The following is a 19,354-nucleotide window of genomic DNA, read 5'->3' as shown; positions in this document are numbered from 1 at the left end:
TGCATAGGAGGAGAACGTAAGCCCCGTCACACAACGGGGCAAGACCATCGCCGTGAACCGGCGGAGTCGATCATGTTTCACACCCGAGCGGTCCACACCACTCCCGGCGGCGGCCGGTCCAGTGCGCGCAGGGTCCCGTAGGCGGCCTGGACGAAGGGCACGAGCGGGGTCGGGGCGGAGTTCGTCCACGCGACGAGTGCGGTACCGGAGCCGGGGAGGAAGCCCGCGAACGCGGTGAAACCCCGGGTCCCACCGGAGTGGTGGAGCAGTGCTCCGTCCGGGCGCGGCCGGAGGTTCCAGATGAGGCACAGCCGCGAACCGGTCCGCGGAACGCTCAGCCGGGGGCGCTGGACCTCGGCGAGCGCGGTGCGCAGCGCGGGGCTCGGAGCGGTGTCCGGGGCGACCAGCGCGGCGAGGACGTGGAGCAGGTCCCGGGCGCTGGACCGCACCGCGCCGGCGGCGGCCAGTCCGGGCATCAACAGGGCCGGACGCGCCCTGCCGTGCCAATGTCCGGTCGCCTGGGGCCGGTTGGGGTCGCAGTCGGTGTCTGTCAGGCCGAGGGGGTTGATGACACGCTCGGCCAGTAGTGCGGCGTAGTCGCTCCCGGCACCGCCCACGGCACGGGCGAGCACATGGCCCAGCAGGCCACCGCCGAAGTTGGAGTAGTGGACCCTGGAGCCGGGCCGGTGCCGGAGCCGGGTGCGGGCGAGCGACACGAGCAGGTCCGTCTCGGAGAAGCCCGCGTACGGGTTGCTGAACCATCCGCTGCGGACCGCGCGGGCGAGGAGCCCGGGCGGCAGTCGGGGCAGCCCGGAGGTGTGGGTGGCCAGGTGCAGAAGGGTCAGGGGCGGACCGGGAAGCCTGAACGGCAGGTAGCGGTCGGCGCGGTCGCCGTAGCTGACCTCGCCCCTGGCGGCCAGTTCGGCGAGCAGCAGGGCGGTGAACGTCTTGGTGAGCGAGCCCGTCTCGAAGCGGGTGTCCGCCCCGACCGGACCGTGGCAGAGCATCGCACGTTCGTCGCCGCGGAGCGCCGCCACCGCTGTGCCCGGCCCTTTGGCCGCGGCCAGCAGGGGTGGGAGGCAGTCGGCCAGGGGCGGTTCGGTCACCGCGGCCCCGCCGCCCGGGCCAGCGCGATGGATCCGGCGACGGCGGTGACGACGACGGTGTGCTGGTGGTCCGTGAAGCGCTGCTTCGGGTCGGCGTCCACCGGGTCGCTGTCACGGGGCACGAGTCCGTCCTCGTGCTGGAGCGCGGCCAGGGCCTCCCAGTCCTCCGGTGCGCAGTAGGGCTCCGGGAGCGAGGCGCCGACGATGAGCAGCTCCGCCACGAGGTCCCACTGGCCGACCTCGCGCCAGATGTCGATCCATACCGGCAGCCACGTGGTGACGTACGCGGCGAGTTCGGGTGGCAGTCCGTCCGGGTCCGCGCCCCAGTCGGTGAGGTGGAAGACGGTGTGGGTCATCGCGTAGGCGGTGATCCAGTTGATGGCCCAGGGTTCCGGCGTCGCACCGAGCCAGGTGGCACCGGCCAGAGCCGTCAGGTCCTCCGCCTGCTCCAGGCCGACGACGCGGGCGGCGTTGGCGACGGCGAGCCGGCGGTTGGGCAGCATCTCGACACTGTTCGCCGACCGCATGCGGGCCCGGTGGGCCAGCAGCTTGTCGAGGCCTTCGTGGCGGTATCCGCAGCGGACGAAGGGGGCGTACATCTCCAGCGGGTCCGTCATCAGGGTGTGGCGGAGCTGACGTTCGTAGATCATGTCGCCGCGCCGGAACTGCTCCCAGGTGAAGTCCATCAGGCTCTGGGCGGCGACCAGCCGGCCCGGTCCGGCGACGCCGTCGCGCAGGATGAGCGATGCGGCGAGGGTGGTCTCGCCCAGGGGTTTGTAGACGCTGTCGGGGTCGGCCATCGTCTCGGTGGTGTCGGGCGGCAGGCCGCCGAGTGCACGGTTCGCGTGCAGCCACGACAGGGCCCGGTCGGCCATGCTCCGGGCGGCCCGCGTCACGGGCTCGGGAATCGTCATGTGTGTGCCGCCTTCGGGACCGTACGGGGGCGCCGTTCGAGGAAATGGCGCACGATCTCCAGATCGAGGGCCGTGCGCGGGCCCGCCCCTCCCACGAGCCATGCGTGTTCCGCGGCGAGGGCCGGGTCCAGCGGCAGTTCCGTGCCGTCGTACCGCAGCCAGGCCAGCCAGCGGATGAGCCGTACGGCCGTAGGGAAGTCACGGCGCAGGATCGAGCGGCTGACGCCCCGGCTCAGCGCCAGGGCACCGCCGCGCGCCGCGTCGTGCACCGGTCCGTCGAGGCCGAGGGTGGCGAGCGGGGAGAGCTGGGCCATACGGACGGACCAGGTCTGCCAGTGCGCGGTGCCGGCGAGCTCCGCGTCGTCCGCGGGCGGGGGCGCGACGGCCCGGAGGGTGTCGTCCCCGGTGAGGCGGGCGAGGAGGTGCGCGGTCGCCCAGTCGCGGCGGGCGGCCGTTCTCTCTTCGATGGCATCGGAGGCCGGGAAGGACTCGAAGGCCTTGGCCACGATGGCTGCGTCCTGCGCCGGGAGCGGATGGCCCGCCAGGAGCTGGGGGCTGAGGGCATCGGCCCCGAGCACCCGGACGGCCGCGAGGGCCGCCAGGGTGTCAGGGGCGTCGTCGACGTACCGCGCCAGCTGGACAGCGTCCCCGGTGCCCGTGAGGGCACCGAGGACGCTGCCTGCCAGGGCATCAGTCGCCGCGGCGAATGCTGACCGGTAACTCACTTGCCCCGGGGCTCCTTCGGCTCCTTCGGAGACAGGAGCAGGAGCGCGAGCAGGAAGCCCGCGGCTTCCGGGGTGTAGAGCGGGGCGTCACTGACGGCGGCCTCGGGCTCCACCATCAGCGCGCCGAGCGCCGTGGTCTCGGTCGTCGTTGCGGTGAGAGTGATTTCCTGGGCAAGCATGGTGCCTCCTCATCACTGGGACATGCGGAGGCATATCCCTTTTGCGGGGATATGCCTCGACCGAGCCTAAAGGCTGGAATGAGATTTCTCTCCGCAAGGCCGGACTCATGGGGATCTTGCACCGGAGCGCCCTCCAGTTCGTAGCCTCCGGTAACCATCCGAGGGAAGGGATACCTTGCGTCGCCACTGTTCGGCAGGACCGGACACCAGGTCAGCGCAAAGGGCGTCCCGAAGTCCGCCCTTACCGTGTCGGTACTGGCCCGTCACCCGCACACGGATGCCTTCCCGGCAGCCATGGCACAGCCCGAGAATCCGTAGGACCGCGTGCACGGGGCCGTGTCAGAGTCCTCGCATGTCCAACGGCATCTCCTACCCCGTCTTCCGTACGCCCGACCGAGCCCTGGCACTGAGGGTGGCTCAACAGATGGTGGCGTTTGGTGTCCAGTCGTTCTCCGACGTGTCGGTGGAGGCGCAGGTGCCTACCCTGACCGAGGCGAGGCGGATCCGTGATGCCCTCCCCGAGGCGGGTTTCACGAGCTGGACGGCACCCGTCGATCCTTTGCCGGGAGTCCTGGACCTGTTCGGGGGAGTTCCTGCCCGTGAGCTTCCGGACGACCTGGCCCGCGTGGAGGAATTCCTGCCCTTCGCTGTCCACCTGCAGGAACAGCCAGTGGGAAGCATCGAAGATCACTTCGCCTCAGCGGTCAGCCCACATCCGGCCAGGATCCACTGGGACTGCCTGGTGTGGCCGGCAGCGCCGGAACGCGATGTGTACGGCGAGGGCACACACGCCGAGGTGACGCTCCTGCTCAACTGCGACTCCGTCGAGCTCGACGTCCGCGCGGACACGCATAGCGTCCTGGTCCACGTCCGTCGGCGTAGTGATGGCGACGATGAGCGCTTGGCGGGGTGGCTCGCCGAACAGATCGGACAAAGGGTCATCGGGCCCCCGCAGGGCTGAGGCCAAGGGGTTTCGCTCTCATTTACCTGGCCGCCGAACGACGTGAACGCGCCCGTATCCGCAGCGTGAGCACACTTCCTACCCCGACGCAGTTCCCTGTGAAAGGCTGGGAGGATGATGGGTGGGGCGTCCGAGAACCCAGAACTCTGGGCATTCCTGGAGTCGTTGCACTGGGGCAATGTGCTTTCCGGCACGGTCTCAGCGATCGAACGGTTCGGTGTGTTCGTTGCGCTGGACGACGGACCCGCCCATCCGGTCTTTCCCGGCGTCGGGTTCATCTCCTTCGCCGAACTGTCCTGGCGACGCTTCGAGGAAGCCTCCGACGTGGTGACGGTTGGACAGCGCGTCTCATGCGGGTTCCTCCAGTTCGACACGTGGAACCTGGAAGCCAGACTGTCCTTGAAGGCCACACAGCCGGACCCCTTTGAGGTATTCGCCGACACCATCGCGGTGGGGCAGAAACTGTCCGGCCAGGTCACCAAGCTGATCCCGTTCGGTGTCTTCGTCCAGGTCGCCGACGGAATTGAGGGACTGGTTCACCTACGGGAGCTCGCCTGGACACCGGTGGAGACTCCATCAGATGTCGTCCAGGTCGGCGACGAGATCACGGTGGTCGTCACCGAGGTCGACCGGGAACGACGCAGGCTGGCCCTCTCCCGACGGCAAGGCTCATCGGCCGGCCTGTGATGCGCAGCGTTCCTGCGGCAGTTCCCTTGCGCGAGTGTTCCTGCACGTCTGCTGGGCCGCCCTGCGCATCCGTACGGGCCTCAGGACATGCTTCCCCGGCACACTGTCCCCGGGGCAGGGGTGCGGCCCGTGCGGAGGTACTGGTCGACCGTCTTCGTGACGCAGCGGTTCTGCGGGTATGTGCCGTGGCCCTCCTCCTCGGCCGTCAGGAGCACGCCGACACCGTCGCCCAGGGCGCGGGCCATATGGCGGGCGCCGGGGTACGGGGTAGTCGGGTCGCCGGTGCCGCCGACCACCAGGACGGGGGCCGCACCGTCGGCGTTCACCTGGAGCGTGGCGCGCTCGCCGTCGAACGGCCAGTCGTAACAGAGGTAGATGCCGGTGGACCAGGCCGCGCCGAAGACGGGTGAGGCGGCTTTGATGCGAGCCTCGTCCCTGTCGAGGCGTTCGAAGCCGGGGCGCAGGCTGGAGTCCGCGCAGGTGATCGCGATCAGGGCGGCGCGGCCGTTGTCGCGTGGGGTCGCCGCGCGGTCGGCGGAGCCGGTGTCGTCCGCGCCCTTGCTCAGCGGACGGCCGTCGTTGTGGTCGATCAGCGCGGTGAGGCCCTTGGCGAGCGGCGACCAGCCGTCCGTGCCGGAGTCGAGATGGTCGCTGACGGCGTGCGCGAGGTCGTCGGCGTCGAGGTTCCTTCCGTCGCCGGCCGGGGCGGGCTTCTTCTCCAGGCGGTCGGCCAGGCGCGCCATGCGTCGCGCGGCCTCCTCGGGCCCGTCGCCGGTCGGGCAGTTGCGGATACGGGCCGCGCAGTGCGCAGCGAACCGGTCGAACGCCGCCTGGACCGCCTTGACCTGCGACACCTGCTCCTCGTCGAGGTCCTCGGTCGGATCGACGGACGCTTCGAGGACGAGCCGCCCGACGTGCGCCGGGTACAGGTGGGCGTAGACCGCGCCGAGCGCCGTTCCGTACGAGACCCCGAAGTAGTGCAGCCGCTCGTCGCCGAGGAGGTAGCGCATCAGGTCGAGGTCGCGCGCGGTGTGCGAGGTGCCGATGTACGGGAGGAGCGCCCCGGAGTGCTCGGCACAGGCGTCGGCCTCGTCGTAGCCGGTGTCGTCTGCGGTCTTACCGCAGCGCACGGGGAGGGTCGCCCCAACGCCGCGCGGGTCGAAGGAGATCAGGTCGTAGCGGTCGAGGAGCGGCTTGTACTGGTTGAGGCGTTCGGGCAGCCCGCTCACACCGGACACGCCGGGGCCGCCGAAGTTGAGGACGAGCGAGCCGATGCGCCGGGCGTTCGGACCGGTGGCCTTGCGGCGGATCAGGGCGACGTCGATCGTCCTGCCGTCCGGTTTCCGGTAGTCGAGGGGGGCCTTCATGGCGGCGCAGTCGTAGCCCGTGCGCGCGGTGGGCGGCGAGGTGCAGCGGGACCAGCGCAGGTGCTGGCCGGTGGTGAGCGCGGTGGTCAGGCCGGCGGGCGGGTTGTTCGCGGTGAACTCCGTACGCGGCTCCGCGCTCCGGCCGCGAGCGTCGTGCTGGAGCCAGGCGCCGACGGCCCCGATCGCGACGAGGACGACCCCGGCGATGATGCGCGCGCCGGCCGAGAGGCCCGGTGTGCTGCTTCGTATCGGATGTGCGTCACTCATCGAGTTCCCCGCCGCTCCCGCCCCTGGACGCCTGCCCCGTGCCCGCATGCCCGTACCCGTGATCGCCCGATCGTCGAATGAGTGCAGGGTACAAGCCACCTCCGACAGTCACGGATCCCCAACCCGGTGAAGACTCCGCTGTCGGCCCGAACACCGCGCTCCTCAGCGCGCCTGACGTGCCGTCAGTTCAGGAACATCTCGGTCAGCCAGGCCCTTCCTGATTCACTGGAATCATCGAAGGCCGAGCGCAGCCCTCTGCGGATGACCAGCGAGCGAAAAGGGCGAGGAATCTCGCTGGGGATCGGAATCCTGTGGCAGGTATCCGAAACCGTCTCGATGCGCGACCACGGCCCCTCTCCTCCATGGTCACCACCTCCCTGCGGCAGCGGCAGCCCACCACGGGCGAGGGCGTGAATCTCCTCCATGCCGGCGAGGAGCAGTGCATGGGCGGTCTGTTCCGGAGTCCTCTGTACGGGCACGCGCCACAGGCCGGCCTTCAGCGCCGCGTCGCCGGCACGCAACAATTCACCGAGTTGCCCGTCACCGCACTCCGGGGTGGACCGCCGATCGCTTGAGTACCACTCACTCGAATGAATATGGCCGAGGTCCTCCGCGCACCACTGGATCCATTGACGACCACCGGCTTCGGACTCTTCCCAGGCAGTTGCCACCAACGCTGCCGCTCCGCCCGGAATTCGGCTTTCACCGGAAGCAACCCAGGTGAGGAAGTGATGCACACGAGCAACCTCTGCGATCAACGCGCCCGCGACCTCGAACCCTGGCGCACAGCCGAGCTTTTCCGCTTCCTCGCTCCCGATTCCGTACCGCGCCAGCACCCGCACCTGCGAGAACCCGCGGCGTCGCAGACGAGACAGCACCTGGCGACAATTCCCTTCCAACGGGGACACGTCGGCCCCTCCCTCCAGGGCCTCAACCCGAATCCCAGGATGGTCGAGGAGCGCGGCGATGTCTCCGGCTTGCGAGGTGCACCCGGGACAACGGTCCCGGGTGCGGTCTACGGTGATGCGATGCCCGCCACCCGCAGGGCGTGGACCAGGTCCCACTCCCGCGCCGCGGACACCTCCCGGGCGGCGGCGAGCAGTTGAGGAACGAGGTGGCTCGGGCCGCCTTCCGCGATCAGCGCGGCGTCCTGTGCCGTCCGTACGCGTACGAAGGCGCCCAGCAGGGCCCGTGCCTCGGATTTCAGGCCGGCCCGGTCGAGGGCGACCACGGCGTCGGCGATCTCCGCAGCGGGCCGGGCCACGCCCTGCCGGAGCAGCTGGCCGCAGTCCTCGGCGCGGCCCGCCGCTGCCAACGCGCCTGCCGCTGCGGCGAGTTCGGCAGGTGGCTGGGAGGACACCTCCCACAGCAGGGTGCCCCAGTCGGCGGCCAGACCGGCCCGGTACAGGGCTTCGGCGAGTACGGGCAGATGCCCGGCCGGCCAGGCCGCCGCCTCGCAGAGCACCACATGCGCCTCGCCGCTGCGGCCCTCCGCGCGCAGCCGTACGAGCTGGGCGACGGCCTCGTCGGCGACGCGGCGGGCGGCCGGGTCGGGGGCGGCCTGCGGCGCCGACGCGGCCGGGTCCTCCGCGGGAGCGCCGCCGAAGCGGGCGCCGCGCGGTACGGCGGTGGCCCGTGAGGGCTCGGGCAGCACGGGAACGGCGGACGGGGCGGGGGCCGCTTCCGTATCGTCCTCCAGCTCCAGGCCGGCGAACCGGGCTCCGCGCGGCTTCTTGCGCTTGGGGGCGGGCCGCGCCTCCGGCTCGGGGCCGGTGCCCTGGGATCGCGTACCGGACGGGCGGCGGGGTTCGGGAATCAGGGGCGTACTCGCGGCGTGTTCCGCTTCCGGTGTGCGCCCGTCGCCGTCCGCACGGAACCAGTGGTCGGGCACGGTGCTCTCCACGGCTGCCAGCCGGTTGCGGAGTTCCGCGCAGCGGGCCGTGGCGCGGGCATGGTCGTCGCGCGCCCAGGCCAGGGCGTCAGGCTCCACACCCGGCGCGTGCGCCCTGTCGCCCCCGGACACCCGCAACTGCTGTGCGGCACGGGCCTGTTCCCTGAGCATGAGCCCAAGGCGGTCGACGAGGGCCTGCCGTCCGCCCGGCCGCCGGTCGTGCGCACCGGCGGAGGCGGTGTACAGCGCGGCGGCCCGTACGGATTCCTGCGCGGCGACTTCGTTGCCACGGGCCACGGCGAGGTCCTGGAGGAGTGATTCGACCACGTCCCAGGGGGGCACCTCCACGCCGTCGAAGCAGGCGCGCATGCCCTCCGGATCGCGCCCGCAGAAGACCCCGTACCAGCCCTGCCCCGGATCGAGCAGGGCCGCAAGACCTCTTAAGTACTGTGCGAAATTCCTTACGTCCCACGCATGTTGATGCACTGTCACCGTCGCCCTCACCGACTGCCGACTGGAACATTCCAGTCCGCTGGCATTCGATCGCAGGCGTGTTACAGGCGGGCTACGCGAGCTTTTCGGGCGTGGTGCGTCCGGAGCGCGGGACGGGTGGCGCACGCCCCTCAGAAGGTGACGGCGATCCCGGTGTGGGGGCGCTTTCCGAGCCGAAAGACCATGGCGGGCCAGTCCACGATCCAGAACTTCCAGGTGTACTTGCGGGCCAGCAGCTTGCGCACCCCCGCCATCTCCGTCCCGTCGAGGAGGCGCGCGGTCCCTTCGGCGCTCGGCGCGCCCTCGGCGATCCGGCCGCGGACGTCGCACACGGTGACGACGACCCGGGGGTCGTTGCGCAGCCGCTTCACCTTCCACGAATCGCTTCGCGTCCAGACGTACAGGACGTCGCCGTCCGCCGCGGCCCAGACGGGCGTGGCGACGGGCGTGCCGTCCTTCCGGTACGTGGTCAGGCTGACGTACTCGCTGCGGGCGAAGTCCTGGAGAGTCACGGGCGTGACCCTACTCCGCCCTACGCCGTGAGCGGCAGCGACCCCGCTGCGGGCAGCGCCCCTGGGAGCGGTCCGGACGCGGGTACGGGCCGGGACACCGTCAGCGGTCCGGCCACCGGATCCGGCTCGGGTGCGCACCGCGCCATCACGTCGTCCATCGACAGCCCGAGAACGCCCGCCACCGCCGCCACGGTGAAGAAGGCGGGGGTGGGGGCCCGGCCCGTCTCGATCTTGCGGAGCGTCTCGGCCGAGATTCCGGCGCTCGCGGCGACCGCGACCATGCTGCGTCCGCCGCGCGCCTCGCGCAGCAGCTCGCCGAGCCGCTCGCCGCGGCGTCGCTCTTCGGGGGTCAGGGGTGTCCGTACCATGCCGTCATTGTAATACCGCTTCGACCGGTATAGTAATTGGCATGGTGCAGCTCAAGACAGACACACATATCGAAGCCATGCGTGAGGCCGGCCGGGTCGTCGCGCAGGTGCTCACTTCCGTACAGAAGGCGGCCGTGGTCGGCGTATCGCTGCGCGAGCTCGATGCGACCGCGCACGAGATCCTGCGGGAGGCGGGGGCCACCTCGCCGTTCCTCAACTACCGTCCGCACTTCGCCCCCACCCCGTTCCCCGGCGTGATCTGCGCGTCCGTCAACGACGCGATCGTGCACGGCATCCCGACCGACTACCGGCTCCGCGACGGCGATCTGGTGAGCATCGACGCGGGCGCGACGCTGAACGGCTGGGTCGGCGACTCGGCGGTCAGCTTCACCGTCGGCCGTGCCCGCCCCGCCGACACCCGGCTGATCGACACGGCCTTCGCGGCCCTGGACGCCGGCATCGCGGCGGCGCGCGTCGGCAACCGGATCGGCGACATCGCCCACGCGATCGGCACCGTGTGCCGGGACGCCGGCTACGGCATCATGGAGGACTTCGGCGGCCACGGTGTGGGCCGGACGATGCACGAGGACCCGTCCGTGCCGAACGAGGGGCCGGCAGGCCGCGGCATGCCGTTGCGGCACGGGATGGTGATCGCCATCGAACCGATGCTGATCGGCAGCGGCCGCGACGACTTCCGTCCGGACCCGGACGGCTGGACCCTCCGCACGACCGACGGCAGCCGGGCCGCCCACGCCGAGCACACGGTGGCCATCACGGACAGCGGCCCCAGGATCCTGACGGCGCTCTGAGCGTCGGCCGGCCGCGGGACCGCGAGCCGGACCTCCGCGTCAGGCCCCGTCGGCGACGAACTTCCGGGCCAGCTCCCGGCCGGCGGTGACGGCCGCTTCGGGGCTCTCGATCGGCGACACCCGGGAGTTCTTGAACAGGATGTAGGTGACGCCGGACGCGGTGCCGCCGGTCTTCGGGTCGGGATCGATACCGAGTGCCTCCGCGGCGGCGTACGACGCCTCGCCGATGATCCCGGTGGGACCGGTGTCCCCGACGACGGCGTACTGGACCTTTCCGCGGTAGATGACGGCGGCCACGCCGCCGCCCGCGATCTGGGAGCTGGTGTAGTTCCAGATCGGGCCGGGGCCGGGCACGACGACGTACGGCAGCCGGGCGGAGTCCAGGGGCTTGCCGTCCGAGGTCTGGAACGCCGTGTCGGGCAGGAAGGAGGGGTCGGTCTTCCTGCTGCAGGCGGCGGTGACCCGGCCGTCGCAGTCGATGTCCATGTCCGCCTCCCAGAACACGGCTCCCTTCGTCCCGCACACCGGCACCTTCGCCGGCCCGCCCTGGTCCGTTCGGTACTTCCCGTGCGAGATCGGGGTGCAGGTCTTCACCCGCGCCAGCAGCTCGGCAGCGCTCACCGCGTCCGTCCCGGTCTCCCCGCCGTGGCCGCCGGCGACGGCGGGGAGAGCCGCGGCCGGAAAGGCCGCGGCGGCGAGCAGAGCGGCACCTGAGACGACGGAGGGAACGAGCATTCGTGTACGCACCGTGGGGGATGCCCTTTCACTGGACGCGAAGGAGCCCGGTGGGCCCTTCCTTGCCGACGCGGCCGGGTCGGCCCCGTCCGCGTCACACCTCGGGGCCGGTACGACGCGGTTGAGCGCGTCGTACCGGCCCCGAGGGCACTGCTACTGCCGATCGGTCATGAACGTCCGCTCGGATGCACCACCATGGCCGAGCCGCCGCCCCGCCGCACCTTTTCCGCAGCTGCGAGCCAGCGCCCGTCGGGCAGCCGCTGGACGCCCGTGGCCGCCCCGATCTCCGGGTTCAGCCGGAAGACGTGGCCGAGCGATTCCAGCTCCCCGCGCACCCTGCTGTCCCACAGCCCTGGTTCGATCTCGGTCGTGGCCGAGTTGCGCTGACTGGCACGGGGCGCCGCGATCGCTTCGACGAGCGGCAGCCCCCGGTCCACGTGCCCGGTCAGCGACTGCAGCACGGTGGTGATGATCGTCGCACCGCCCGGCGATCCCAGGGCCAGTACGGGCTTGCCGTGCTCCAGCACGATGGTCGGCGAGATCGACGACCGCGGGCGCTTGCCCGGCCCGGGAAGGTTCGGGTCGTGGACCGCCGGGCCGGCGGGCGCGAAGGAGAAGTCCGTCAGTTCGTTGTTGAGCAGGAAGCCGCGCCCCGGCACCGTGATGCCGCTGCCGCCCGTCGATTCGATGGTCAGTGTGTACGCCACGACATTGCCCCACCGGTCGGCGGCGGTCAGATGCGTCGTGTTCTCACCCTCGAACGTCGTCGGGGCCGCGGCGTCCCCGGCGGCGCACGGGACGGGGTTACGGGGGTCGCCCGGCGCGAGCGGGCTGGTGAGCACGGCGTCGTCCTTGATCAGGCACTCGCGCGAGTCGGCGAAGCGCTGGCTGAGCAGCTCCCGTGTCGGCACGTCCTCGAACGCGGGATCGCCGAGCCAGCGCCCCCGGTCGGCGAAGGCGATCCTGCTCGCCTCGATGAGCCGGTGCAGGTACTGCGCCTGGCTCGCCTTCGAAAGGTCCGTAGACTCAAGGATGTTGAGCGCCTCGCCCACGCTCGTACCACCGGACGAGGAGGGCGCGATGCCGTAGACGTCGAGGCCGCGGTAGCCGATCTTGGTGGGGGCCTGGCGCAGGGCGCGGTACGACTTCAGGTCCTCCGCCGTCAGATCCCCCGGACGGACCACGCGGGTGGCGGCCGGGTCGACGGGGGGCTTGCGTACCGTCTCCACGATGTCCTCGGCCAGCCCGCCGCGGTACAGCTCGTCGATGCCTTCGCGGCCCAACGTCTCGTACGTACGCGCGAGATCGGGGTTCTTGAACACCGATCCGACCACGGGCAGCTGTCCGTCGGGCAGGAAGAGCTCCGCGGACGCGGGGAAGTCGGCGAACCGCGCCTGGTTCGCCGCGGTCTGTGAGCGGAAGGTCGCGTCCACGACGAATCCGTCGCGGGCGAGGCGCTCGGCCGGCTTCAGCAGGTGCCGCAGCGGCTTGCTGCCCCAGGCGTCCAGGGCCTTCTCCCAGGTGGCCGGGGTGCCGGGGGTACCGACTCCGAGGCCGCTGGTGACGGCGTCGCTGAACGGGATCGGCTTCCCGTTCTCCAGGAAGAGCGAGGAGTCCGCGCTGCGCGGCGCGGTCTCACGGCCGTCGATGGTCCGCACGGTGCGCTTCTCGGCGTCGTACAGGACGAAGTAGCCTCCGCCGCCGATGCCCGCCGAGTAGGGCTCGGTGACACCCAGCGCCGCCGCGGTCGCCACGGCCGCGTCGACCGCGTTGCCCCCCTTGCGGAGCACCTCGATCCCGGCCGCCGAGGCGTCCGCGTCGACGCTCGCCACCGCTCCCCCGTATCCCACCGCGACAGGCGACTTGGGTGGTGGTCCGGACGGTTCCGATGCCGCCGGCGCCGCGGCACCCAGCGAACCGATGACAGCGATGACGCTCAAGAACGACACATTCCGGCCGACGGAACGACGCATCCGTACCTCCAGTGAAGGATCGTCCGCGCAGGGTAACGCCGCCCCGCCCGGATCCACAGGACCGCCTCGGACACGGACTCGGACGACCGCTAATATGCCCGCCCATGACTGACGACGTGCGCAACATCGTGCTGGGTCTCATAGCCGCGGGGCTCAGCGCCTCCCTGGGCTGGATCGCCCGTACCTACCTGTGGCGGCGCAGACTCCGCCGAAAGCAGGCCTTCTTCGGACTGCCCGGGAACTCCGAGTGCATGCTCGTGGTGAATCGTGAGGCCGGCGGCGACGGCGCTGTCCACCGTCACGACGTCTTCGCCCTGCTCGAACTCTCGGCGCTGATCAAGGACTGCCAGGCCCATGCGCAGATCGTGTCCCACGACGTGACCCAGCAAGGGTTCGGTGAGCGTACGGAGTTCTGTGTCGGCGGCCCGGTGTCGAACCGGCGGATGGCCGCCCACCTGCAGTCCCTGCTGCCCGGCGTGAAGGTCAACACGGATCCCGAGCCCGGTCCGGACCGCGCCGCCTTCCAGGTGGGATCGGAACGCTACCGCCTGGAGTCCGGCGTCGCCGAGCACGTCCTGCTCGCGCGACTGACGGGTGGTCAGGACGCCCGTCCCGTCTTCCTGTTCTGCGGACAGCGCGCCATCACCAATCAGGCGGCCTCGCGTTACCTCGCCCGCAACTACGAGAAGCTCCAGCGCAAGCACCGTAACAACAGCTTCGTCCTGCTGCTGAAGGTGGTCAACACCCATGCGTACGGGCCCGATGTGGTGGAGCTCATCGGCGATGTGACGCGCACCGCGCAGGCCCCGCTCCCCGTCGCACCCCCCGCCTCGCACCGGGCGACCGACTGAGGCCCGCTCAGACGACGGTGCCCGTGAGGTCGGCCTCAGCCTTGCGCATGGCGGCGCGCAGCAGGGATGCGCCCGTGGGGGTGAGGGTGTGCAGCACGGTCGGGCCGTTCCGAACGGTGGTGACGAGTCCCGCGTCGCGCAACGCGGTGGCGTGCCTGCTGGCGGCGGAGGCCGAAACTCCGGCCGCACGGGCGATCTCGCCGGTCGTGGCACCGGCGGACGCGGCGCGCAGGGCGACCGCTCGGGCACGTCCGAGCACATTGGTCAGGGACTGCTCGGGAGCGCTGCCGGCCACGGAGCGGACCTCGGGCTCGTGGAGCAGCGAGTACCAGACCACGGGCGGCAGTCCCGGGTCGGCGAAGGCAACCGGCTCGCCCCAGTTGAAGTACGAAGGGACGAGAGTGAGCCCACGGCCGTTCAGGTGCAGGTCCCGGTCATCGGCCTGCCTCGGGTACGCGACCTCCAGGACGGGCGGGCGCCAGCGCAGCATGGGCCCCAGCCCCGAGAGCATGCCCTCCACTCCGCCGTCGAGAAACCCACGGCAGCGTGCCGCCCGCTCGGCCTCGACACGCGCACGCACCTGCTCCTTGTGGGGGGCGACGACGACCTCGTAGTACGCGCGCAGCACCCCCACGAACTCCTTGCGCGCTTCCAGTCCGGTCAGTTGCCCGGCCCACGCGGGTGCTCCGACGATCCGGTCGAGGATGGCCATCTCCGCCATGACCCGTTGCCCGGACGTGGCCAGAATCGACTCCAGTCCCACATCCAGTCCGTCCAACGCCCCGACCGGGGTGAGGAAATCCGGATAGTACGCGGCCCTCGGATACAAGGGCAGCAGAACACTTCGCAGGGCGCGCTCCAGCCCCTTCTCCCGCAGTTGTTGCCGTGTCGTGCGGTACCACCCGTCGAAGGCCCACCTTCCCCTCCGGGTCTGGAACCGGTGCAGGCTCGCGGCGATCTCGAAGAGCGGATCGGGAGCGGAGGCGAGCCGGGTCCTCGCGAGATCCACATCGGTGAAGTGAATGCGGAGCATGTCGTTCCCCCAGTTGAGTTCGGCTCTTGCTCTACAGCGCACCAGTGTTTCGTTCGGCGCGGGATCCGCCGGACGATCGTAGGTAGCTGGAATCAAGAGACGATAAACAGGGGTTCAACGAGATTGCCGCGCCTGCTCATTGGCGCCTGCACGTGGACGACGCGGGTTTCGGGTACAGCCGGTGGTGCGCCGGAAGCGACGAGCGCGCCTGCCTCACCTCCCCCGTGAGGAGGTGAGGCAGGCAGCTACGGATCAGCCGCCGACGGAGCCGGCGAACTTCGCGAACGCGGTCCTGGTGCCCGGACCGGCGATGCCGTCGATCGGACCCGTGTAGCCCCAGAGGTCCTTCAGGTACCGCTGCAGCGCCTTGATCGTGTGGGGGCCTGCGATCCCGTCGATCGCGTCTTCGTAGTCCCAGTTCGTCCGCAGGTGGCGCTGCAGCGCCTTCCAACTGTTCGTGCCCAACAGCCCGTCGATGGGGCCGGTGTAGCTGTAGTGCATGGACAGCCACCACTGGAGGTTCTCGGCCTGCGCGCCGGTCAGGCCGAGGTTGTTCGTCGCGAGGGCGCCGAAGGCCTGGGCGCTCACCGCCGGCTGGGTCGCTGGTGCGGAGGCCGCGAAGCTGGTGCCGGCACCCGCGAGTGTCCCGACTGCCAACCCGGCAACAGCGGTGACACTGACGATCGACCTCGTCACCACGCTCGGTCGCATGCGTTCTTCCCTTCGTTCGTTCGGTCGTCTGCGGCTGGCTGAACGGGAGCGCGCCTGCCTCACCTCCCCCGTGAAGAGGTGAGGCAGGCGCGTACGGATCAGCCGTGGATGTCGGCGAACTTCGCGAACGCGGCCCTGGTGACGTCCCCGGCGATGCCGTCGATCGGACCGTTGTAGCCGTGGTCCCGCAGCATGCGCTGCAGCGCCTTGATCGTGTTGGGGCCGGGGATCCCGTCGATCGAGTCCTTGTATTCCCAGTCCTCCGCCAAGTGGCGCTGCATCGCCTTCCAGCTGTTGGTGCCCAGCAGTCCGTCGATGGAACCGGTGTACTCATGGTTCCACCGCAGCCAGAGCTGGACGTCCTTGGCCTGCCTGCTGGTCAGGCCGAGGTTGTTCGTCGCGAGGGCGCCGAAGGCCTGGGCGCTCAGCGCCGGCTGGGTCGCTGGTGCGGAGGCCGCGAAGCTGGTGCCGGCACCGGCGAGGGTCCCGATCGCCAGCCCGGCCACGGCGGTGGCGCTGACGATCGACCTCGTCATGAGGCTCGGTCGCATGCGTTCTCCCCTTCGTTTCGTTCGTTCGGTCGATCGGTGACGTGAGCGCGGATCAGCCGATGAAGTTGGCCCAGTTCGACCACGCGGCCCTGGTGCCCGGCCCGGCGATGCCGTCGATCGGACCCGTGTACTGGGAGTGCTCACTCAGGAACCGTTGCAGCGCCTTGATCGTGTTGGGGCCGGGGATCCCGTCGATCGAGTCGTTGTAGTCCCACTGCGCCGCCAGGTAGTTCTGCATCGCCTTCCAGCTGTTGGTTCCCAGCAGTCCGTCGATGTCTCCGGTGTAGCCCCAGCCCGTCAGCCAGCGCTGGATGCCCTTCGCCTGCTTGCTGGTGAGGCCGAGGTTGTTCGTCGCGAGGGTGCCGAAGGCCTCGGCGCTCACCGCCGGCGGGGCCGCCGGTGCGGAGGCCGCGAAACTGGTCCCGGCACCCGCGAGGGTCCCGATCGCCAGCCCGGCCACGGCGGTGGCGCTGACGATCGACCTCGTCATGACGTTCGGTCGCATACGTTCTTCCTTTCGTTCGTTCGGTTCATCGGTGACGGGAGCGACACCGTCAGGGCGCTCGGAACGCCCGTGACGGAACGCTGCCGGGTGGGACGGCGGGACGGTGTCACCCGTGTGACCTGGGCGTCTCACCGCTTTCCGGGACCGGGACGGGACAGGCTTGATGGTCATGCCGATTCCTTTCGACGCGGATTTCGGACCGGGTGGACGGCGACGGTGGCGGAGCGGGGGCGGCTTCCCGGCAGTCCGGACGGCCAGGTGCTGACCGCACCGGGGTCGGCGGCGTCCGGGGCGCCCCACCGGGCGGTGCGCTCGCCGGGGTGCTGGATGTTCACGAAGAGCGTCTGTCCGTCAGGGGTGGCGGTGACTCCGGTGACCTCGGCGCCGCGCGGGGCGGTGAGGAGGCGGCGAACCTTCCTGGTCGTGGGATCGGCGGCCAGCAGGGCGTTGTTCCCGGCGGCCCGGTAGGCGGCCGCCGTGCCGTTCAGGGCGTGGCCGGAGACACCGGTGGAGATCCAGAGCGTTCCGTCCGCGCCGAACCAGAGGCCCTTGGGAGCGGCGAACGCGCCGTCGGCGGACAGGTCCGGGTCACCGGCGACGAGGAACTCCTCCCAGCGGAAGGAGGGTGTCGTACCGTCGTCCGCCTCCTCGCGCCAGCGGATGACGCGCCCGTAGGGATCGGCGCCACGCGCGCACGCCCCTGCCGCCGTGTCGTCCCCGGTCCCGCCCGAACACGGGAAGCCACCCGTGCTGTTGGCCAGGGCCAGGTACACCTCGCCGTCGAGGGGGCTCACCGCAACTCGCTCGGGCCGGGCGAGGGGAGTGGCTCCGAGGGCGTCCGCTGCCATCCTGGCCCGCACCAGGACGTCTGCCTGGTCGTACCAGCCCTTGTCACGGGTCAGCGGGCCGTGCCCGTGTCGGAGCGGCAGCCACCGGCCGACGCCGTCGGGGGAGATCCTCGCCGCGTAGAGCGTGCCGTGGTCCAGCGGGCTCCTGCCCCGGTCGCGCAGCCGGCGCCAGCTGTCCGCGCTCACGTACTTGTAGAGGTACTCGCCGTCCTCGGAGTCAGTGCTGTAGACCACGAGGCGTCCGGCGGCCTCGGTCACAGTGGCGCCGCCGTGCATGAAGCGTCCGAGCGCGGTCCGCTTGACCGGGACGGCGGACGGATCGCGGGGGTCCAGCTCCACGATCCAGCCGAACCCGTCCGGTCTCGCCTCACGAGCGGCGAGGTCGAATCGCGGGTCGGCACGGTGCCAGGGGTGGCCGAAGCCGTCGGCGGACAAGCCGTACCTGACGTGCTCCTCGCCGCGTCGCCAGTCGGGCTCGTCGGTGCCGAAGACGGCGTTGAAGTTCTCCTCCGCCGCCAAGTAGGTACCCCAGGGAGTGATGCCCTGGCCGCCGCAGGCCAGCACGCCTCGTGACCTGCCGTCGACCTTCACGGGACCGGAGAACCGGACCGGTGAGTCGCCCGTGATCCTCCGGTTGTACGCCGAATCCACGGCCTTCCACACGCCTCCGGACTCGCGTACCTCCAGCACCGTGAGGCCCTGCGCGGCGACCGCCTTGTCGGCACCGCCGCCGAGCAGTTCGGGGTCGGTCGCCTCGTGGCTGATCACCAGAAGACCGCGGCGGTTCCCCGTGGCGCCGTCACCCAGGGGAAAGAACTGGACGCCGTGATGGTGGCTGCCGACCTGCTGTGCCTGCTCGGCCGCCGTACCGCTCCCGTCCGCCCGCCACGGTGGCCCGGCCGCGCGTACGGGCTGCCCCCAGGGGGCGAGCACGTCGGCGGTGCAACCGGCGGGAACCGTGACGGCATCCGCTTCGCCGGCCGCCACCGCGGTGAAGGACGACATCCACCGGGGCGCCGCACCGGACCGCCCGGCGGACGCGCCCGCGGCCGTCGGCAGGGCGGCGGCCCCCGAAGTCCCCAGGCCGAGGAGACCGGCGGCGGCCAGGACTCCGCCCGTGACAACGCGCCTTCGGGACAGCCCTGTTGCCCGGTCGTCCGTGGAGCCTGTGGTGTCCGCGGCGCCCGTCGCATCGTCCCGCATCAGAACCTCCCCTGGTTGAGCGCGGTCTGCAGGGCCTTGGTGGTTCCCGAGCCCCAGTCGCCGTCCACGGTCAGGCCGGCGCCGATCATCTTGTTGAGGTGACCCTGCAGGGCCTTCACCGAGGCCGGACCGAAATCGCCGTCCACGACCAGGCCGGCATCGGCCCAGGTGTTGAGGTGCTGCTGCAGGGCGCGCTTGGAATCCGGCCCCCAGGAGCCGTCGGCGGTGGCGCCGATCGCGTACTGCAGCTCCTGGACGGTGGCCGGGCCGAAGCCGCCGTCCACGGCCAGTCCCGCACCCCCCTGGTACCGGTTGTAGGCGGCTTCGGTGGCGGGGCCCCACAGGCCGTCGGCGTCGGCGCCGACCTTGGCCTGGAGCCACTTCACTCCTGATTCGGTCCTGGGGCCGAAGAGGCCGTCGACGTCCAGCTGCGGCGTGTGACCGAGGCCGTTGACGGCGTGCTGCTGAGCCCTGACCGACCGGATGCCGGTCAACCCACCGTCCGCGTCGGCCGTCCCTCCGGTGTACGCCACGTACGCGGCTTCGGTGGCCGGTCCCCAGAGTCCGTCGGCGCCGACGCCGACCTTGGCCTGGAGCCACTTCACTCCGGCGTTGGTCAGCGGTCCGAAAGTACCGTCGACGTCCAACTGCGGCGTGTGGCCCAGG

Annotated in this window: 21 protein-coding genes; 4 read left to right on the top strand and 17 right to left on the bottom strand. The window is 71.0% G+C overall.

What is annotated here, in order from left to right; genetic code table 11:
- Positions 1-77: 77 nt before the first annotated feature.
- From ACFW9O_RS20275 to ACFW9O_RS20260, 4 genes are read right to left on the bottom strand one after another with little or no spacing between them, the layout of a single operon-like run.
- Positions 78-1,106, bottom strand: a complete 1,029-nt coding sequence (locus tag ACFW9O_RS20275; protein WP_384611045.1) for a serine hydrolase domain-containing protein — start codon at positions 1,104-1,106, stop codon at positions 78-80.
- Positions 1,103-2,020 (bottom strand): DUF6895 family protein, encoded by a 918-nt coding sequence (locus ACFW9O_RS20270; protein WP_351175960.1) that lies wholly within the window; start codon positions 2,018-2,020, stop codon positions 1,103-1,105. Before ACFW9O_RS20270 ends, ACFW9O_RS20275 begins: the two co-directional genes overlap by 4 nt.
- Positions 2,017-2,745, bottom strand: coding sequence for a hypothetical protein (locus ACFW9O_RS20265; RefSeq protein ID WP_384611042.1), 729 nt, complete (start codon positions 2,743-2,745; stop codon positions 2,017-2,019). Before ACFW9O_RS20265 ends, ACFW9O_RS20270 begins: the two co-directional genes overlap by 4 nt.
- Positions 2,742-2,924 (bottom strand): hypothetical protein, encoded by a 183-nt coding sequence (locus ACFW9O_RS20260; RefSeq protein ID WP_351175964.1) that lies wholly within the window; start codon positions 2,922-2,924, stop codon positions 2,742-2,744. The genes ACFW9O_RS20265 and ACFW9O_RS20260 overlap by 4 nt, the downstream gene beginning before the upstream one ends.
- 352 nt (positions 2,925-3,276) lie before the next feature.
- Between ACFW9O_RS20260 and ACFW9O_RS20255 the strand changes: the two genes are divergently transcribed.
- Complete coding sequence (locus ACFW9O_RS20255) at positions 3,277-3,885, top strand: hypothetical protein (RefSeq protein ID WP_384611040.1); 609 nt, start codon at positions 3,277-3,279, stop codon at positions 3,883-3,885.
- Positions 3,886-3,999: 114 nt separating this feature from the next.
- The gene (locus tag ACFW9O_RS20250) at positions 4,000-4,572 is read left to right on the top strand and encodes a S1 RNA-binding domain-containing protein (RefSeq protein WP_384611039.1); all 573 of its coding nucleotides are present in this window, start codon (positions 4,000-4,002) and stop codon (positions 4,570-4,572) included.
- Positions 4,573-4,652: 80 nt separating this feature from the next.
- Here ACFW9O_RS20250 and ACFW9O_RS20245 read toward each other — a convergent pair whose 3' ends face one another.
- The 5 genes from ACFW9O_RS20245 to ACFW9O_RS20225 form a co-directional block, all read right to left on the bottom strand.
- The gene (locus ACFW9O_RS20245) at positions 4,653-6,206 is read right to left on the bottom strand and encodes an alpha/beta hydrolase (RefSeq protein WP_384611037.1); all 1,554 of its coding nucleotides are present in this window, start codon (positions 6,204-6,206) and stop codon (positions 4,653-4,655) included.
- A 182-nt stretch (positions 6,207-6,388) separates the two neighbouring features.
- Entirely contained in the window at positions 6,389-7,114 is a 726-nt protein-coding gene (locus ACFW9O_RS20240) for a hypothetical protein (RefSeq protein ID WP_384611036.1), read from the bottom strand.
- 107 nt (positions 7,115-7,221) lie between these two features.
- The gene (locus tag ACFW9O_RS20235; protein WP_384611034.1) at positions 7,222-8,589 is read right to left on the bottom strand and encodes a hypothetical protein; all 1,368 of its coding nucleotides are present in this window, start codon (positions 8,587-8,589) and stop codon (positions 7,222-7,224) included.
- A gap of 131 nt (positions 8,590-8,720) precedes the next feature.
- Positions 8,721-9,101 carry a PPOX class F420-dependent oxidoreductase gene (locus ACFW9O_RS20230; RefSeq protein ID WP_351175974.1) on the bottom strand — a complete coding sequence of 127 codons (381 nt, stop codon included), beginning with the start codon at positions 9,099-9,101 and terminating at the stop codon, positions 8,721-8,723.
- A gap of 20 nt (positions 9,102-9,121) precedes the next feature.
- The gene (locus tag ACFW9O_RS20225) at positions 9,122-9,469 is read right to left on the bottom strand and encodes a helix-turn-helix domain-containing protein (RefSeq protein ID WP_384611032.1); all 348 of its coding nucleotides are present in this window, start codon (positions 9,467-9,469) and stop codon (positions 9,122-9,124) included.
- 41 nt (positions 9,470-9,510) lie between these two features.
- Between ACFW9O_RS20225 and map the strand changes: the two genes are divergently transcribed.
- Complete coding sequence (gene map, locus ACFW9O_RS20220; RefSeq protein ID WP_351175978.1) at positions 9,511-10,278, top strand: type I methionyl aminopeptidase; 768 nt, start codon at positions 9,511-9,513, stop codon at positions 10,276-10,278.
- 39 nt (positions 10,279-10,317) lie between these two features.
- Here the strand turns inward: map and ACFW9O_RS20215 are convergent, their stop codons facing one another.
- Positions 10,318-11,025, bottom strand: a complete 708-nt coding sequence (locus ACFW9O_RS20215) for a glycoside hydrolase family 75 protein (RefSeq protein ID WP_384611030.1) — start codon at positions 11,023-11,025, stop codon at positions 10,318-10,320.
- A gap of 155 nt (positions 11,026-11,180) precedes the next feature.
- A complete protein-coding gene (gene ggt, locus ACFW9O_RS20210; protein ID WP_384611028.1) occupies positions 11,181-12,986 on the bottom strand; it encodes a gamma-glutamyltransferase in 1,806 nt (601 codons plus the stop codon).
- A 104-nt stretch (positions 12,987-13,090) separates the two neighbouring features.
- Here ggt and ACFW9O_RS20205 point away from each other — a divergent pair, with 104 nt between their 5' ends.
- A complete protein-coding gene (locus ACFW9O_RS20205; protein WP_384611027.1) occupies positions 13,091-13,837 on the top strand; it encodes a hypothetical protein in 747 nt (248 codons plus the stop codon).
- A 7-nt stretch (positions 13,838-13,844) separates the two neighbouring features.
- Here the strand turns inward: ACFW9O_RS20205 and ACFW9O_RS20200 are convergent, their stop codons facing one another.
- The 6 genes from ACFW9O_RS20200 to ACFW9O_RS20175 all read right to left on the bottom strand — a co-directional run.
- Positions 13,845-14,870: an ArsR family transcriptional regulator gene (locus tag ACFW9O_RS20200; RefSeq protein ID WP_384611025.1), complete on the bottom strand. Its 1,026-nt coding sequence runs from the start codon at positions 14,868-14,870 to the stop codon at positions 13,845-13,847.
- 252 nt (positions 14,871-15,122) lie between these two features.
- Positions 15,123-15,581: a peptidoglycan-binding protein gene (locus ACFW9O_RS20195; RefSeq protein WP_384611024.1), complete on the bottom strand. Its 459-nt coding sequence runs from the start codon at positions 15,579-15,581 to the stop codon at positions 15,123-15,125.
- A gap of 98 nt (positions 15,582-15,679) precedes the next feature.
- Entirely contained in the window at positions 15,680-16,132 is a 453-nt protein-coding gene (locus ACFW9O_RS20190) for a peptidoglycan-binding protein (RefSeq protein ID WP_384611022.1), read from the bottom strand.
- A 52-nt stretch (positions 16,133-16,184) separates the two neighbouring features.
- Positions 16,185-16,637: a peptidoglycan-binding protein gene (locus tag ACFW9O_RS20185; protein ID WP_384611021.1), complete on the bottom strand. Its 453-nt coding sequence runs from the start codon at positions 16,635-16,637 to the stop codon at positions 16,185-16,187.
- Between the two features lie 167 nt (positions 16,638-16,804).
- A complete protein-coding gene (locus ACFW9O_RS20180) occupies positions 16,805-18,688 on the bottom strand; it encodes a PhoX family protein (RefSeq protein WP_384611019.1) in 1,884 nt (627 codons plus the stop codon).
- Positions 18,688-19,354, bottom strand: a 667-nt coding sequence (locus ACFW9O_RS20175; RefSeq protein ID WP_384611018.1) for a peptidoglycan-binding protein, incomplete at its 5' end; no start/stop codon positions are given. The genes ACFW9O_RS20175 and ACFW9O_RS20180, both read right to left, overlap by 1 nt.

The organism is Streptomyces sp. NPDC059499, assembly GCF_042749285.1.
In the GTDB taxonomy this organism is placed as follows: domain Bacteria; phylum Actinomycetota; class Actinomycetes; order Streptomycetales; family Streptomycetaceae; genus Streptomyces.
This window is presented reverse-complemented; position numbering and strand designations above follow the sequence as displayed.